The sequence below is a fragment of the Pseudomonas sp. 67(2021) genome, assembly GCF_017491835.1.
GTDB lineage: Bacteria > Pseudomonadota > Gammaproteobacteria > Pseudomonadales > Pseudomonadaceae > Aquipseudomonas > Aquipseudomonas atacamensis.
The window spans coordinates 45,870-61,881 of the sequence record NZ_JAFGYL010000025.1 but is presented as its reverse complement, the minus strand read 5'-3'; the positions used below and the strand labels follow the sequence as shown (position 1 = coordinate 61,881).

Genomic DNA, 16,012 nt, shown 5'->3' with positions numbered 1-16,012 from the left:
TTCAAGACCAGAGTTCACCTCGACATTTCCGGTCGACGTATCTCTAACAATCAACACGGTCAGTCCCCTCTCCCGTGGGAGAGGGCTAGGGTGAGGGCCAAGCCATCACACCGAAAACACTGACATACCACGACCCAAACCAATCAAGCACGCAACCGCGCCGTCACTTCATTCAACTGCCCCGACAACCCATGCAGGTTCTGACTGGCACTTTCGGTGCGCTGCACGTTGTCGAGGTTGGTGCTGGCAATCGCAGTGATTTCAGTCAGGTTGCGCGAGATATCCTCGGCCACTGAAGTCTGCTCCTCAGCGGCCGTGGCGATCTGCCGGTTCATGTCGCGAATCGCCTCCACCGCCAAGGTGATGCGCTCCAGCATCGCGCCGGCCTGGGTCACTTGCTCGACGCTTTCATCACTGCGCGCCTGGCCGCTCTCGATAGCCTGCGCGGCATCGACAGCGCCGGTCTGCACGTTCTGAATGATCTGGTTGATCTCGATGATCGACTCCGCCGTGCGCTGAGCGAGGTTGCGCACCTCATCGGCGACAACCGCAAAACCACGCCCGGCCTCACCCGCCCGCGCCGCTTCGATGGCTGCGTTGAGCGCCAGCAGGTTGGTCTGTTCGGCGATGCCACGAATCACTTCCAGCACCTTGCCGATACGACCGCTGTCGGTTTCCAGGCGACGGATCACCGTGGCGGTGTTGGCGATTTCGCCGCGCATCTGCGTGATCGAGTAAATGGTGGTCTGCATGACCTTTTCACCCTGCTGCGCCGACTGATCGGCATCGTCGGCAGCACGTGCGGCATCGGCGGCGTGACGGGCGACTTCCTGGGCGGTGGCGGACATTTCATTCATCGCCGTGGCCACTTGATCAGTGCGGTTGAATTGCTCGCTGGTGCCGCCGGCCATGGTCGTGGCAATGGCGTTCAACTCGCCGCTGGCGCTGTCCAGATCACCGGCGCTGCGTTGCAAGCGAGTGAAGGTGTCCGCAAGAAAATCGCGCAGAGTGTTCGCTGCGGCGGCGAGGTTGCCCAGTTCATCGCAACGCTCGCTGACAACACGTTCGACCAACTGGCCACGGCTCAAGCGGGTGACGTAATCGATGAGGTTGCGGATCGGCTCGATCAGGTTGCGGCTGACCAGCCACAGGCTCAGCAGACCGATCAACAAGCCTGACGCGAGCATCACCAACAGGCCCAGCCACACGGTGCGCTCAGCGCTGGCGCTGATCAACGCCGATTGCGCGGTGCCCTGCTCGCGCAGCTCGGCGACCAATGCGCTCATCTGCTCGCTGGTGGCGCGATCGACGCCTTTGACCGCTGCGTCGCCGGCGCTCGGATCACCACCGGCAGCCACGTAGGCATCGCGGCCTTTCTGATAGGCCGCGCCCAACTGGCGATGCTCTTCGCGCAAACGTTCGATGCGGGATTTGAGATTGGCCTCGATGCCTTTTTGGCCGGCCAGTTCGCCGAGAATGTTCTGCACGTCGCGCTGGCGCTCTTCGAACTGGCTCCAGTATTTCGCCAGATCCGCCGGTTGCTTGCCGCGCAGCAGGACGTTTTTCCATTCCTGCACCTGCACCTTGAATTGCAGGTTGGCTTCATCGATCAGTTGCGAAGTGTGCAGCGGGCCGGCGATCAACTGGCTATAGCTTTGCACGCCGTTGGAGAGGTAATTAAAGCAGGCCAGCGCGATCAACAATATCGCCAGCAGACTGCCGCTCAACAGGGCGAGAATTTGCGCTCTCAGGGATTTTTGCAGCATTGCAAGGTACTCGAAGCAGGGATGAGGCACGCCCGAGCGGACGTGAAAAATGGCCGGACTTCCCTGTCGACGTACCATGACCGAAAGCCAATGGCGCGCAACCTAACTCAACCGAGATCGGCGCGCCAGAGCGCTTCTTGAGAATCTTCCGACAGTCGGTAACGCGTTGATTTGCAGTCACTTTACTGTCACAAAACGGTCATGTTGGCTTGCGATGATGCCGCACAGGTGAACCTGAAAATCCCCCACCAGACACCCTCCTCGCAGCGAGCCGCCATGAACCACAGCCTCGATATCAGCCATCGCGCCCCGGACCTGTTTGGCTTGCTCTACGGCTTTCGTTTTCTACCCGGTGAGCGCGGGCGCGAGATCGATTCGGCAACGGCCTTGCGCTGCTTGCAGGACGACGGCGACAGCGAAGAGTTTCTCTGGCTGCACCTGAACCTGGCCCACGCCGCGTGCGAGCGCTGGATGAAAAGTCATCTGCAATTACCCGAGGAGTTTTTCGAAGCGCTGCACGAAGGTTCGCGTTCGACGCGCATCGAGCATGTCGATTCGGCGCTGCTGGCGGTGGTCAACGATGTGGTGTTCAACCTCAGCAGCATGGTCTCCTCCGACGTGTCGACGCTGTGGGTCTGCGTGCGCAGCAAACTGATCGTCAGCGCGCGCCTGCAACCGCTGCACTCGGTGGACAAGTTGCGCTCGTCGGTGAAGGCCGGCGAATGCTTTCGCTCGCCCTCGGAACTACTCGTGCATTTGCTGCGCGATCAGGGCGAAGTGCTGACGCAGATCGTGCGCAAGACCAGTCTGAGTGTTGATCAGGTCGAAGACGAACTGCTCTCCTCGCGCCTGTCGACCAACCGCGCCGAACTTGGCGCCAACCGTCGCGTGCTGGTGCGTCTGCAACGGCTGCTGGCGCTGGAGCCGGGTTCGCTGCTGCGCCTGCTCAATCGTCCACCGCCGTGGTTGCAGAAGGAGGACGTCAAGGAGTTGCGCAAATCCACCGAGGAGTTTGCGCTGATCATCAACGACCTCACAGCCCTCGGCGAACGGATCAAACTGTTACAGGAAGAAATCGCCGCCAACCTCAACGAACAGAGCAACCGCACGCTGTTCACCCTGACGGTGGTGACAGTGCTGGCCTTGCCGATCAACATCATTGCCGGTTTTTTCGGCATGAATGTCGGCGGTGTGCCGCTGTCCCAGGACCCGCATGGATTTTGGGTGCTGGTCGCGTTGGTAGCGACGTTCACCGTGATTGCCGGGCGCTGGGCGTTTCGCAAGCGTGGGGATTATTGAGCGCAAATCCCACACACAACACAGTCCTCCCACAGGGGCAATGTGCTCAATATCAGAGCGTTGAGCGGACCACATCGCCGAGCCAATCCATAAACACCCGCACCCGCAGCGGCAAATGCCGTTGCCGCGCGTACAACAACGAAATCGCCATCGGCGGTGCGGTGTGTTGCGGCAGTACGGTCACCAGTTCGCCATTTTCCAGATGCGGCTGCATGCCGGTGCGCGGTACCTGCGTCAGGCCGAAGCCGCCCAGGCACGCCGCTTCATAGGCGTCGGTGCTGTTGACCGTAACACTGCCGGCCATCGCCACCCGTCGCACTTCGCCACCCTCCTCATACACAAACCCTTCCGAACGCGAGCCCAGTACGCCGACGTAATGCACCAGCCGATGCTGCGCCAGATCCTCGATGGTCTGCGGCACGCCGTAACGTTGCAGGTAAGCCGGGCTGGCGCAATTGACCATCGGGAAGTCGCCAAGATGCCGGGCGACCACCGACTGATCCGGCTGCGCGCCGATGCGCAACACGCAGTCGAAACCCTCGCTGAGCAGATCGACGCGGCGGTCGGTACTGCTGATTTCCATCTGCAGATTCGGGTGGCGATCCATGAATTCCGGCAGGCGCGGCATGATCAAGCGCCGCGCGAGGATGTTCGGCATATCGACGCGGATGCGCCCGGTCAGCGAAGACTCGTCCTGACGGAACAGCCCTTCGATTTCATCCATGTGCGAGAGCAAGTCCTTGCTGCGCTCATACAGCACCAGTCCATCCTGAGTGGCCTGCACCTTGCGCGTGGTGCGCTGCAACAGCCGCGTGCCGAGCAAGGCTTCGAGTGCCTGCACTTGTTCGGACACCGTCGAGCGCGGCAGGCCGAGGCTTTCACCGGCGAGGGTGAAACTCGACAGTTCGCTGACCCGGACGAAAGTGCGCAGCAGTTCCAGTTTGTTCATGACAAGCCCCGGTGATTGTTCGGCTGAGCCGATCAGTGATTCCGCTTTTGCCGTGTTTATCACCTCAGGGCGGATAAATAAACTTCTTCCATCCCATTCAACGCAATCGAGGAAGTCAGCATGAACCCCAAAATCGCACTGATCACTGGCGCCAGTCGTGGCCTCGGCCGCAGCGCCGCCCTGCACCTCGCCGCGCAAGGCATCGACATCATCGGCACCTACAACAGCCGCGCCGACGAGGCCCGGGCGCTGGTCACTGAATTGCAGGCGCTCGGCGCGAAAGCGGCGATGCTGCAACTGGACGTCGGCCGCAGCGAGAATTTCGCCGCGTTTGCCGCGCAGGTTGAACAGGTATTGGGGCAAACCTTTGAGCGTCAGCGCTTTGATTTCCTGATCAACAATGCCGGGGTCGGCGTGCATGCGCTGTTCAGCGAAACCACCCCGGAGCAGTTCGATCTGCTGATGAACGTGCAGTTGAAAGGGCCGTTTTTCCTGACTCAGCAACTGTTGCCGCTGATCAATGACGGTGGGCGCATCGTCAATATCTCCAGCGGCCTGACCCGCTTCAGCCTGCCCGGTTATGGCGCTTATGCGGCAATGAAAGGTGCGATGGAAGTGCTGACGCGTTATCAGGCGAAAGAGCTGGGTGCGCGTCAGATTGGCGTGAACGTTCTGGCGCCGGGTGCGATTGAAACCGATTTTGGCGGTGGCACGGTGCGCGACAACAGTGCTGTCAACGCGATGGTCGCCAGCAATACCGCGCTGGGTCGTGTAGGGCTGCCGGATGATATTGGCGGTGCACTGGCGCTGCTGCTGTCGGAGGGCGGACAGTGGATCAACGGTCAGCGGGTCGAGGCGTCTGGCGGCATGTTTCTCTGACCTCAACCAACAGACCGTTTGTGGCGAGGGGATTTATCCCCGCTGGGCTGCGGAGCGGCCCCAAAATCGGGTCTGCTACGCAGCCCAGCGGGGATAAATCCCCTCGCCACAGGGCTACCTCAGCTTTCATATGTGCGGCGGGCCATGAAGCGCTCGCGCAGTACGTCATAACCCCAGTGGTAGACATAGGTGTACGGCAGGAAGAACAGCAGCACGCCAATGTCGAGTAACAACGCCTGCCACAGGCTGACCGACAGCCACCAGGCTATCAGCGGCACGCCCATCACGATCAGTCCACCTTCGAACAACAGCGCATGCACTACACGGGACCAGGCGTTGTGCGGCAGATTCATCCGCGCCAGAGCACGGTCGAAAAAACGGTTGAACACCACGTTCCACGCCAGCGCCAACAGCGCGATCAACACGGTCACCGCGCCCATGTCGAGCAGCGGCTTTTGCATGATCCAGGCGAGCAGCGGCGTGCAGATGAGGATGGCGAGAAACTCGAAACCAACCGCCTGGAAAACACGTTCGGTAATGGACTTGTGGGCAGTCATGGCCTGACTCCTTGTTTGACGATGGTTGCCATGATCCAACTGAATGCCGATACTTCAAAACCAATAACCATCGATTAAGGCGATAGTTCATGGCTTCGCAGGAAGTGCTGCTGGCGTTTGTCCAGGCAGCGACGCAAGGCTCGTTCTCGGCGGCAGCGCGCAAGTTGGGCCGCAGTCAGTCGACCATCAGCGCCGCGGTCGCCAGTCTCGAGATTGATCTGGATTTGCAGCTATTCGACCGCAGCAGCCGCAAGCCCAAGCTCACCCCCGCCGGCCACGTCATGCTGCAGAAAGCCGAGGCGATTCTGGCCGCCACCAGTCGTCTGGAAATGAGCGCACGGCAGTTGGCCCAAGGTGTGGAACCGAAGCTGACCGTGGCGATTTCCGACACTTATCAGTCCTATCGTTTCGAAGCGGCGCTGGTGGATTTCGAGCAGCGTTATCCGGAGCTTGAGCTGGAATGCCTGATTGCCGAATGCGAAGACCTGATCGAACTGGTCCAGCGCGGCCGGGCGCATCTGGCGTTCGCGGAAATGCAGGATAACTACCCGCCGGATCTTGTGACCTCCACTGTGGCCGAGCGCACGGAGATAGCCTTGTTCGTCAGCCGCGAGCATGCGTTGGCCAAGCTTGAGCATGTCGATCAGCAGATTCTCGAGCAACATCGCGAGCTGCGACTGGCGACCATCGTCAATCCGTACGACAGTCGCGGCAAAGGCCGGGTGTGGTCGGCGCCGAGTTACCTGATGCTGCTGGAAATGGCGGAAAAAGGCTTTGGCTGGGCACCGTTGCCGAGGTGGCTGGTGCAGCGTTATGCCAATGATTTGCTGATAGAGCTCGACGTGCGCGGCTGGCCGAAACCGGTGTTTGTCGACGCCTTGTGGTCGCGCTTGTATCCGCCGGGGCCGGCGGGGAGCTGGTTGCTCAGCAAGATGCTCGAATAAGCGGTGCTGCCATTCGCGAGCAGGCTCGCTCCCACACTTGAAACGCGCTCACCTATGGGATCGAGCCTCCCAAAAGTGAAATGCAATCACCTGTGGGAGCGAGCCTGCTCGCGAAAGGGCCAGCCGCACCGACGCAGCTTCCAGATCAACCCAGGTCCCTCAGTCGCCCCTCGATAAACCGCCGCTCCGGCTCCTGCCGCGTCAGCTCCAGCGCCCGCTGATACGCCGCCCGCGCCTGCTCCACCCGGCCCAACTGCCGGCAAAACTCCGCCCGCGCCGAATGCGCCAAGTGGTAATCCTGCAACTCCCCACGCGCCAAAATCCCTTCTACCAACAACAACCCGGCCAACGCTCCATCCCGTTTGGCTACCGCCACCGCGCGGTTCAGCTCGATCACTGGCGACGGCACCGCTCGCAGCAGCACGTCATACAGACCGACAATCTGCTCCCAGTCAGTTTGCGCCGCCGACGGCGCTTCCGCATGCACCGCTGCAATCGCCGCTTGCAGGCAGTATGGCCCAAAGCGTCGCGTACTCAGCGCGCGCTCGACCAGCGTGCAACCCTCAGCCATCAACCGGGCATCCCACAACGAGCGATCCTGATCGTCGAGCAACACCAGTTCACCGCTCGGCGAGGTGCGCGCCGGTCGGCGTGATTCATGCAGCAGCATCAGCGCCAGCAGACCCATGACTTCCGGCTCAGGCAGCAACTCCATCAACAAGCGCCCCAGCCGAATCGCTTCGCGCGTCAGATCCTCGCGGGTCAGCTCGGCACCGACCGAGGCCGAATAGCCTTCGTTGAACACCAGATAAATCACACGCAATACGCTGTCGAGGCGCTCGGGCAATTCGTTCAGCGTGGGCACTTGATAAGGGATTTTCGCGTCGCGGATCTTGGCCTTGGCGCGCACGATGCGCTGGGCGATCGCCGCCGGCGCCGAGAGAAAAGCGCGGGCGATTTCTTCGGTGGTGAGGTCGCAGACTTCGCGCAAGGTCAGCGGCACCTGCGCATCCGCCGCCAGTGCCGGGTGGCAGCAGGTGAAGATCAGCCGCAAGCGATCGTCTTCCACGTCTTCGCCACTCCAGTCAGCCTGTTCCAGCTCATCGAGTTGCGCCATCAGCAACGGTTGCGACGCCTTGAACCGCGCGCGCCGGCGCAGCACATCGATGGCTTTGAAACGTCCGGTGGAGACCAGCCAGGTCCGCGGGTTGTCCGGCACGCCGTCGCGTTGCCAGCGCTCGACCGCGACGAAGAACGCCTCGTGCAAGGCTTCTTCGGCGAGGTCGAAATCACCGAGCAGGCGGATCAGCGTCGCCAGAATCCGCCGCGAATCCTCGCGGTAGACCTGCTCGACCCGCGCCCGGACGTCAGACATTCAACTGCCGCACCGGACGTACCTCAACGCTGCCAACCCGCGCTGCCGGAATGTTGCCGGCCACCTGAATCGCTTCGTTGAGATCCTTGGCATCGATCAGGTAAAAACCGGCCAGTTGCTCCTTGGTTTCAGCGAAAGGCCCGTCGGTGATCGACACCTTGCCGTTGCGCATGCGTACCGTGGTGGCGGTTTCTACCGATTCCAGCGCTTCGGCGGCGATCATCCGCCCGCTGCCCTGAATCGACTCGGCGTAGGCCCAGCATTCGGCGTCTTCCGGGCTGTCCGGCGAGGTGTGCAGCAGGCGTTCATCGCTGTAGACCAGGCATAGGTATTTCATGGCGATCTCCTGATTCGAACGGATCAACTATGGCTGAAGATCAGGGGGTTACATCGAACAGCGTCGCGCCGCTCATCGGATCGAACGGTGCCGACCAGTGTTCGTGGGCAATCTTCCACGCCCCGCCGACTTGCCGATAACAGGCGGTCACACGCATCCAGCAACTCTGGGTTTCGCCCTTGTCGTTGGTGCCGCCGCAATTGGCCACCCAATGGGCGAAGGCAATGTTGTCGGCGCTTTCGATGGCGATTTCGTGGAACTCGAAGATGTGCGGACCGGGGCACATTTCCATGCACTCGACCCAATGCGCGCGGTAAGCCGCTTTGCCTTTGAATTGCAGCGCCTTGATCGCATCGAACGAGACGATGTCGTCGGCGTACAGGGCCATGACTTTCTCGACGTCCTTGGCCATTACCGCTTCGCGATAGGTATTGATCAGAGTCTGGATTTCGCTTTGTGCGCTCATGGTGTTCTCCGTGGTTTTTGTTGTGAAGACGCCCTTAGTCGTTTGCCCTTTGCGTAGATCGACAGGGCAAACAAAAAAATTTCGCCGACAACAATGTCGCTAGAATCCGAGCTTCAATCCTTGTAGGAAAAAGGAAATTCCCGTGTCAGCCCAACTCGTGCCTTACGACAGCCTCAGCCCTTTGCAGCGTGAGCAAGTCGAGGCGATTGAAATTCACCCCGAGCAGATCAAATTCTCCGGCGACATCCACGGTGCCCTGCACACCCTGCTGTCGAAACCCGGCCCCGGCGTAAAGGGTTTTGCCCTGCTGGCGGACGACGTACCGGTGGCGTTTCTGCTGCTCAAGCGCCCGCCGGTGTTGCCCGACTGGGCCGACGATCACAGCGCCACATTGCATGCTCTGCAGGTCGATCGGCGCGCGCAGGGCAAGGGTTACGGCAAGGCTTGCCTGCAAGCGCTGCCCGCTGTCGCCCGCGAGGCGTGGCCGGAGATCAAGGGGCTGGAATTGTCGGTGGACGCTGATAACGAGGCGGCGATTGCGCTGTATGCCAGGCATGGCTATGTCGACAGCGGCGAAGCGTACAAGGGCCGGATCGGTTACGAGCGGCGGATGGGCCTGTTCTTCTGAGTATCCCCTGATCGTTCCCACGCTCCGCGTGGGAACGCCTCTTTGTGACGCTCTGCGTCACGGTTTTGGGACGCGGAGTGTCCCCGGCTGCATTACCACGCGGAGCGTGGGAACGATCAGGCAGTTTCGATAGTTGTTGGCTTCAGAGGGTCAGGATCATCTCGTGCCACGCCATGCCGCCGTGGTCGGACTCGGACGGTTTGATGTAGGCAAAGCCAAAGCCGGCATACAGCGCAATGTGCTGCTCTTTGCACATCAGGTGAATTGTCGCTTTGTCCATGGCGCGCATGCGCTCGATGAATTCGCCGAGCAGGCGCTTGGCCAGGCCCTGCCCTTGGTAATCCGGGTGCACCACCACCGACATGATCACCACGTTCGGGCCTTTCGGGTCGTGGCCGATCAGTTCCTTGAACGCCTCGTCGGACATCTGCACGTCGAACGCCGCGCCGGAATTGATGAAACCAGCGACCACGCCGTCCACCTCGGCGACGATGAAGCCGTCCGGCCAGGTGGCGATGCGCGTGGCGATCTTTTCGCGGGTGGCGGCTTCGTCGCCTTCGTAGGCGACGGTTTCGATGGCGTAGCAGCGGTCGAGGTCGGCGGCGCTGACGTTGCGGATCACGGTGTTCATGGCAGCTCAAAAATCTGTGGAAACAAGGCCCGCCAGCATAATGCAGAACCAACGGGGCGGACATGCTCCACCTCGATTGTTACGCCGCTCAGGCCTTGATCGGCAGCCAGATTTCCAGGGTGCCGGTATTGAGTTTCGGGTTGTAATCCTCGCTGTAGCGCTCGAATTCCGGGGCGTCCGCCGCTTCGTGGCCGGACTGCGGCAGCCAAGTGTTCCAGATGTACTGGAAGGTGTCAGGGAGCTGCGTCAGTGACCCTTTGTGCTCAAACACCGCATATTGCTGCGGATGGATTTCAACCCAGCGGTATTTTTCCGGCAGGTCGTCAAGCTTGTCGATCTGCACCCCGGCGATGTATTCGAAACCGCCCTCACCGTCCGCATTGCAGCAAACGCCGTAGGTTACTTCGTTGAGTTGCGCGGGGATTTTTCCCAAGTGCGGGATCAGTTTTTCCCATAACGCGGGAATGTCTTCGGTGGTCTCCTGAGTGAATCGCCCGCCGAAACCGGCAATCAGCAGAAATTGCCCGTGTTCGAAACGAGGCTCGGCTATCTCGACGCGTTGTTGTTCATCCATGACGCGACTCCTCAGAACGGAAAAGTGGATTCGGCTGGGAGTATAGAAAGCCCGACCCGTTTCGCACGTTTACAGCGAATGCAACTGCTCGACGGCGCCCGACCCGACAAACTCGTTGTAGCCAGAAACAATCACGTACACCGCGAAATAGCAGAAGATCGCCGCCGATGCCAGATAGGAGTAGCGCAGAAGCTTGTCGCCCAGCAGCTTGCCGCCGTGGCTTGCAGCGAAGCACAGACCGGCCGACCAGAGCAGCCCGGCGCAGAGAAAACCACCGAGAAACAGCGCCGAACTCAACGGACCACCGCCACCGGATCGGGCGATCAACGTGCCGCCGACCGCAGCAAACCAGAGAATCGCACTCGGCGACGACATGGCGAGAAAGATGCCGCGAAAGAATTCCTTGCGATGGGAGTTCTGCCCCACTTCCGCCGTTTCCGCCAGCAGCGCTTCGTGGTGAATCGCCGAGTAAACCATCTTCGCCGCGAAGTAGATCAGCAGCGCTGAACCGCCAATCCACAGCACCCAGCGCACGGTTTCGTATTGCAGCAAAACGGTCATGCCGGCCAAGGCCAGCACCGCATAGATCAGGTCACCGACGCAGGTGCCCAGGCCCAGGGCGAAGCCCTGAAAGTAGCCGCGCTGCATGGCCAGGGTGATCATTGCGATGTTGGCTACGCCGATGTCCAGGCACAGCGAAAGGCTCAGCAAGAAGCCGCTGGTGAATTCCATTGACCGATTTTCCTTGAAAAAAATGTTTACAACCGCGCTGGACAGTATGCCATCACTGCCCTTATCTTCCGCCACAGGTCACCGCAGTGACCAGCGTCGCTCGGACGGTTCCGGGCGCTTACGTTATCCGAGGCAACAATGGCCGAACAAGGTTCGCCGCGCCGCTTTGCGCGCATAGATCGACTCCCCCCTTACGTGTTCAACATCACCGCCGAGCTGAAGATGGCCGCTCGCCGCCGTGGTGAAGACATCATCGACCTGAGCATGGGCAATCCCGACGGCGCCACGCCGCCGCACATTGTCGAAAAACTGGTGCAGGTCGCCCAGCGTGAAGACACCCACGGTTACTCGACGTCCAAAGGCATTCCGCGCCTGCGCAGGGCGATTTCCAACTGGTACAAGCAGCGCTACGAAGTCGATATCGACCCGGAAAGCGAAGCCATTGTCACCATCGGTTCCAAGGAAGGCCTGGCACATTTGATGCTGGCGACCCTGGACCAGGGCGACACCGTGCTGGTGCCGAACCCAAGTTATCCGATTCACATCTACGGTGCGGTGATTGCCGGCGCCCAGGTGCGTTCGGTGCCGCTGGTGCCGGGGGTGGATTTCTTCGATGAGCTGGAGCGCGCCATTCGCGGCTCGATCCCCAAGCCGAAAATGATGATCCTTGGCTTCCCGTCGAACCCGACCGCGCAGTGCGTGGAACTGGATTTCTTCGAGCGGGTGATTGCCCTGGCCAAGCAGTACGACGTGTTGGTCATCCACGACCTGGCTTATGCCGATATCGTCTACGACGGCTGGAAAGCCCCGTCGATCATGCAAGTGCCGGGCGCCAAGGACATTGCGGTGGAGTTTTTCACCCTGTCCAAGAGCTACAACATGGCCGGCTGGCGTATCGGTTTCATGGTCGGCAACCCGGAACTGGTCAGCGCCCTGGCGCGGATCAAGAGCTACCACGACTACGGCACCTTCACCCCGCTGCAAGTGGCGGCGATTGCCGCGCTGGAAGGCGATCAGCAATGCGTGCGCGACATCGCCGAGCAGTATCGCCAGCGGCGGAACGTGCTGGTCAAGGGCCTGCATGAATTGGGCTGGATGGTCGAGAATCCAAAGGCGTCGATGTACGTCTGGGCGAAGATTCCCGAGGCGTATGCGCATCTGGGTTCGCTGGAGTTCGCCAAGAAACTGCTGGCCGAGGCCAAGGTCTGCGTCTCGCCGGGCGTGGGTTTTGGCGAGTACGGCGATGATCACGTGCGCTTCGCGTTGATCGAAAACCAGGACCGCATCCGCCAGGCAGTGCGCGGGATTCGCGGGATGTTCCGCGCGGATGGCTTGGTTACCAAATAACTGACACGCCTCTGATCGTTCCCACGCTCTGCGTGGGAATGCCTCAATGGACGCTCTGCGTCCGCTTTGGGACGCGGAGCGTCCCGGGCTACATTCCCACGCGGAGCGTGGGAACGATCAAGGTGTAAGACCCTGAAATTTCACCCGCAAAAAAACCGCATCACTGCGGTTTTTTTGTGCCTGCAAACTGCCGCTTATACGAACAGCGACAACAGCAGGATAAAGCCCAGGCCGACCACCGAGAGGATGGTTTCCATCGCGGTCCAGGTCTTGAAGGTTTCGGCCACGGTCATGTTGAAGTACTGCTTGACCAGCCAGAAACCGGCGTCGTTGACGTGGGACAGGATCAGCGAACCGGCGCCGGTTGCCAGCACCAGCAGCTCACGGTTGACGCCCGGAATCATGCCGACAACCGGCACCACAATACCGGCGCCAGTGATGGTTGCCACAGTGGCCGAACCGGTCGCGATACGGATTACCGCCGCCACCAGCCAGGCCAGCAGGATCGGCGAGATCTGCGCGCTGACCGCCATGTGGCCGATCACGTCACCCACGCCGCTGGTCACCAGCATCTGCTTGAAGCCACCGCCGGCACCGATGATCAGAATGATCGCAGCGGTAGGCGCCAGGCTTGCGTCGAGCCATTTGAGCATCTGGTTGGAACCGATGCCCTGCTTGTAGCCGAAGGTGTACAGCGACAACAGCAACGCCAGCAGCAGTGCGGAGATCGGGTGGCCGATCATGTCCATCCAGATGCGGAAGAAGTTGCCGTCCGGCAGCGCCACGTCAGCGAAGGTTTTCAGCAGCATCAGGAACACCGGCAGCAGCACGGTGACCAGAGTAATGCTGAAGCTTGGCAGGTTGGCCGAATCGTTTTCCCGGGCCAGTTGATCGACCAGTTCCTGATTCGGGTGACCCGGAATGTGCTTGGCGATGAAGGTACCGAAGATCGGACCGGCAATGATGGCGGTCGGCAGTGCAACAATCAGACCGTACAGAATGGTCTTGCCGATGTCAGCGCCGAATACGCCGATGGCCAGCAGCGGACCCGGGTGCGGCGGTACCAGACCGTGCACCGCAGAGAGGCCGGCGAGCAGCGGGATACCGATCTTGATGATCGACACACCGGTACGACGGGCAACGATGAACACCAGCGGAATCAGCAGCACGAAGCCGATTTCGAAGAACAGCGGAATGCCCACCAAGAACGCGGCGAACATCATTGCCCACTGGACTTTGTCCTTGCCGAAGGCGCGGATCAGGGTCTGGGCGATCTGATCGGCGCCGCCGGATTCGGCCATCATTTTGCCGAGCATGGTGCCCAGGGCAAGGATGATGCCGACAAAACCGAGCACGCCACCGAAGCCGTCCTGGAACGCCTTGATGATGGTGTTGATCGGCATGCCCGAGGTCAGGCCAAGGAAGGCGGCGGCGATGGTCAGGGCAATGAATGGGTGAATCTTGAATTTGGTGATCAGGATAATCAGGCCGATTACCGTGACCACCGCATCGAGCAGCAGGAACGTCTCGTGGGACATGCCAAACATGGGGGGTGTCTCCTGGATTGTTGTTGTTATTAAAGCGGGTTGAACAGAAGTCGGGAGGACAGCGCTGTCTTTTTCAACATACTCATACCGCCTGTTTCAGACCGTTGGCCTGCCACCAGACGTGAGCCTGCAGGGCCAGCTCTTCGACGCTGTGAATCGAGGCATTGAGCGGCAGAGTCAGCGGCTCGCCCTTGGGCGATTCGAGGGTGGCGAACTGGCTTTCGATCAACGTCGCCGGCATGAAGTGGCCCGGGCGGTGCGATACACGCTCGGCGGCGACTTCCGGGGTCAATTCAAGAAACACGAAACCGAGGCCCGGCAAGGCACTGCGCAGACGTTCGCGGTAACTGTGTTTAAGGGCGGAGCAGGTCAACACCGGGCGCTGGCCTTGGGCATCGACGCGACGCAGTTCATCGCACAGGCTGTCGAGCCAGCCAGCGCGGTCTTCGTCGTTCAGGGGGATCCCCGCGCTCATCTTTTCGATGTTCGCGGCCGGATGAAAAGTATCGCCTTCAATGGCAGTGGCGCCGCTCAATTGGCACAGGGCCTGGCTGACGCACGTCTTGCCGCAACCGGCAACGCCCATGATGACCAGGGCGGTGATGGGATGACTCATATAACACCTCAGCGCGCAGACAGCGCTACCTTTGCTAGCTATGACTCTAGTGCACAGGCAGAAGTTGCCGACGCCTTCTTGTCGTTTTTTTGGGTTGCAGCAGGTTTGTTCCTGACGCCAAAGAGCACTGATCAGGCAGGACCGCGCTCACGCATTTGCAGCTGCATCAGGACAGCGCTACCTTAGTGCCTTGATTTTTGTTTGGCAAGCCGCCCGATGACCTCCCCCAAGAACGATAAAAATACCCGCACCACCGGCCGTCCGACCCTCAACGAAGTAGCCCGCCTGGCCGGCGTCAGCCCGATCACTGCCTCGCGCGCCTTGCGCGGGGTGAGCACGGTAGCCACCGAACTGGTGGAAAAAGTGCAGAAAGCCGCGCTCGAACTCAACTACGTGGTCAACCCCGCCGCCCGCGCACTGGCCTCGGCGCAGAGCCATTCGGTAGTGGTACTCGTGCCGTCGCTGTCCAACCTGCTGTTCATCGACACCCTGGAAGCCATTCATCGGGTGCTGACGCCCAAGGGCTTCGAAGTGCTGATCGGCAACTTCCACTACTCGCGCGATGAAGAAGAAAATCTGCTGCGCAACTACATGGCTTATCAGCCGCGCGGCTTTTTGCTGACCGGGTTTGATCGCACGGAAAGTTCGCGGCGGATGATCGAGGCCAGCAACATTCCTTGCGTGTACATGATGGAGCTGGACAGTGCTGCCGGGGTCAATTGCGTGGGTTTTTCACAATTGAGCGCGGGTGAAACTGCCGCCGAACACCTTCTATCTCGTGGGCGTAAACGTCTGGCATACATTGGTGCGCAGCTGGATCAGCGCACATTGCTGCGCGGTGAGGGTTTCCGCAAGGCGTTGCAGAAGGCAGGCCGTTACGACCCGGATCTGGAAGTGCTGACACCGCGTGCTTCGTCGGTGGGCTTGGGTGGCGAGTTGTTCCTGCAATTGCTGGCGGCGCATCCAGACGTCGATGCGATTTTCTTCGGCAACGATGACCTGGCCCAAGGCGCGCTGCTGGAAGCGTTGCGTAACGGCATCAAGATTCCCGAGCAGGTGGCGATCCTCGGTTTCAACGATTTGCCGATGTCCGAACACATGGTGCCGCGCCTGAGCAGCATCAACACCCCGCGCGAGGCGATCGGCCGGCGCGCGGCAGAGCAGATGCTGACGTTGATGGCGGGCAACAAAGTGGCGCGGCCGGTGGAGGATATGGGGTTTGAGCTGAAGGTGCGCGAGAGTACCTGACCCTTCACAAATGCTGAGTTGCAACACAACCCTTGTGGGAGCGAGCCTGCTCGCGAAAGCGGTGGGTCAGTCAGCATTGATGCAGCTGACACGACGCCTTCGCGAGCAGGCTCGCTC

17 protein-coding genes are annotated in these 16,012 nt (G+C 60.6%); 6 read left to right on the top strand and 11 right to left on the bottom strand.

Annotated elements, in window-relative coordinates; genetic code table 11:
* Window positions 1–143: 143 nt before the first annotated feature.
* On the bottom strand, window positions 144–1,766 hold the full coding sequence (locus tag J5M66_RS23690) for a methyl-accepting chemotaxis protein (RefSeq protein WP_207807928.1): 1,623 nt from the start codon (window positions 1,764–1,766) through the stop codon (window positions 144–146).
* A 276-nt stretch (window positions 1,767–2,042) separates the two neighbouring features.
* Between J5M66_RS23690 and J5M66_RS23685 the strand changes: the two genes are divergently transcribed.
* A complete protein-coding gene (locus tag J5M66_RS23685; protein ID WP_016773564.1) occupies window positions 2,043–3,065 on the top strand; it encodes a transporter in 1,023 nt (340 codons plus the stop codon).
* Between the two features lie 52 nt (window positions 3,066–3,117).
* Here J5M66_RS23685 and J5M66_RS23680 read toward each other — a convergent pair whose 3' ends face one another.
* Window positions 3,118–4,014, bottom strand: a complete 897-nt coding sequence (locus tag J5M66_RS23680) for a LysR family transcriptional regulator (protein WP_122507669.1) — start codon at window positions 4,012–4,014, stop codon at window positions 3,118–3,120.
* 120 nt (window positions 4,015–4,134) lie between these two features.
* Between J5M66_RS23680 and J5M66_RS23675 the strand changes: the two genes are divergently transcribed.
* A complete protein-coding gene (locus tag J5M66_RS23675) occupies window positions 4,135–4,893 on the top strand; it encodes an SDR family oxidoreductase (protein WP_207807927.1) in 759 nt (252 codons plus the stop codon).
* Between the two features lie 119 nt (window positions 4,894–5,012).
* On the opposite strand, the gene J5M66_RS23670 is transcribed toward J5M66_RS23675, so the two are convergent.
* Window positions 5,013–5,450: a multidrug/biocide efflux PACE transporter gene (locus tag J5M66_RS23670; RefSeq protein WP_206421688.1), complete on the bottom strand. Its 438-nt coding sequence runs from the start codon at window positions 5,448–5,450 to the stop codon at window positions 5,013–5,015.
* 89 nt (window positions 5,451–5,539) lie between these two features.
* On the opposite strand from J5M66_RS23670, the gene J5M66_RS23665 reads away from it, so the two are divergent.
* Window positions 5,540–6,394, top strand: a complete 855-nt coding sequence (locus tag J5M66_RS23665) for a LysR family transcriptional regulator (protein ID WP_206421687.1) — start codon at window positions 5,540–5,542, stop codon at window positions 6,392–6,394.
* A gap of 145 nt (window positions 6,395–6,539) precedes the next feature.
* On the opposite strand, the gene J5M66_RS23660 is transcribed toward J5M66_RS23665, so the two are convergent.
* Genes J5M66_RS23660 through J5M66_RS23650 form a run of 3 tightly spaced genes read right to left on the bottom strand, consistent with a single transcriptional unit; the run spans window position 6,540 to window position 8,572 of the window.
* Window positions 6,540–7,769 carry an RNA polymerase sigma factor gene (locus J5M66_RS23660; protein ID WP_207807926.1) on the bottom strand — a complete coding sequence of 410 codons (1,230 nt, stop codon included), beginning with the start codon at window positions 7,767–7,769 and terminating at the stop codon, window positions 6,540–6,542.
* Window positions 7,762–8,106, bottom strand: a complete 345-nt coding sequence (locus J5M66_RS23655) for a YciI family protein (protein WP_039758054.1) — start codon at window positions 8,104–8,106, stop codon at window positions 7,762–7,764. Before J5M66_RS23655 ends, J5M66_RS23660 begins: the two co-directional genes overlap by 8 nt.
* Before the next feature lie 40 nt (window positions 8,107–8,146).
* A complete protein-coding gene (locus J5M66_RS23650; protein ID WP_024014040.1) occupies window positions 8,147–8,572 on the bottom strand; it encodes a nuclear transport factor 2 family protein in 426 nt (141 codons plus the stop codon).
* 142 nt (window positions 8,573–8,714) lie between these two features.
* On the opposite strand from J5M66_RS23650, the gene J5M66_RS23645 reads away from it, so the two are divergent.
* Window positions 8,715–9,200 carry a GNAT family N-acetyltransferase gene (locus J5M66_RS23645; RefSeq protein ID WP_207807925.1) on the top strand — a complete coding sequence of 162 codons (486 nt, stop codon included), beginning with the start codon at window positions 8,715–8,717 and terminating at the stop codon, window positions 9,198–9,200.
* 142 nt (window positions 9,201–9,342) lie between these two features.
* Here J5M66_RS23645 and J5M66_RS23640 read toward each other — a convergent pair whose 3' ends face one another.
* The 3 genes from J5M66_RS23640 to J5M66_RS23630 all read right to left on the bottom strand — a co-directional run bounded on the left by J5M66_RS23640 (window position 9,343) and on the right by J5M66_RS23630 (window position 11,137).
* Window positions 9,343–9,831: an N-acetyltransferase gene (locus J5M66_RS23640; protein ID WP_016773555.1), complete on the bottom strand. Its 489-nt coding sequence runs from the start codon at window positions 9,829–9,831 to the stop codon at window positions 9,343–9,345.
* An 88-nt stretch (window positions 9,832–9,919) separates the two neighbouring features.
* The gene (locus J5M66_RS23635; RefSeq protein ID WP_207807924.1) at window positions 9,920–10,405 is read right to left on the bottom strand and encodes a GyrI-like domain-containing protein; all 486 of its coding nucleotides are present in this window, start codon (window positions 10,403–10,405) and stop codon (window positions 9,920–9,922) included.
* Window positions 10,406–10,474: 69 nt separating this feature from the next.
* Window positions 10,475–11,137: a LysE family translocator gene (locus J5M66_RS23630; RefSeq protein ID WP_024014044.1), complete on the bottom strand. Its 663-nt coding sequence runs from the start codon at window positions 11,135–11,137 to the stop codon at window positions 10,475–10,477.
* A 138-nt stretch (window positions 11,138–11,275) separates the two neighbouring features.
* On the opposite strand from J5M66_RS23630, the gene alaC reads away from it, so the two are divergent.
* The gene (gene alaC, locus J5M66_RS23625) at window positions 11,276–12,484 is read left to right on the top strand and encodes an alanine transaminase (RefSeq protein ID WP_024014045.1); all 1,209 of its coding nucleotides are present in this window, start codon (window positions 11,276–11,278) and stop codon (window positions 12,482–12,484) included.
* A gap of 194 nt (window positions 12,485–12,678) precedes the next feature.
* On the opposite strand, the gene J5M66_RS23620 is transcribed toward alaC, so the two are convergent.
* A complete protein-coding gene (locus J5M66_RS23620) occupies window positions 12,679–14,031 on the bottom strand; it encodes a GntP family permease (protein WP_016773551.1) in 1,353 nt (450 codons plus the stop codon).
* Between the two features lie 82 nt (window positions 14,032–14,113).
* Complete coding sequence (locus J5M66_RS23615; RefSeq protein ID WP_016773550.1) at window positions 14,114–14,647, bottom strand: gluconokinase; 534 nt, start codon at window positions 14,645–14,647, stop codon at window positions 14,114–14,116.
* A 216-nt stretch (window positions 14,648–14,863) separates the two neighbouring features.
* Between J5M66_RS23615 and J5M66_RS23610 the strand changes: the two genes are divergently transcribed.
* A complete protein-coding gene (locus J5M66_RS23610) occupies window positions 14,864–15,895 on the top strand; it encodes a LacI family DNA-binding transcriptional regulator (RefSeq protein ID WP_024014046.1) in 1,032 nt (343 codons plus the stop codon).
* Window positions 15,896–16,012: the final 117 nt, after the last annotated feature.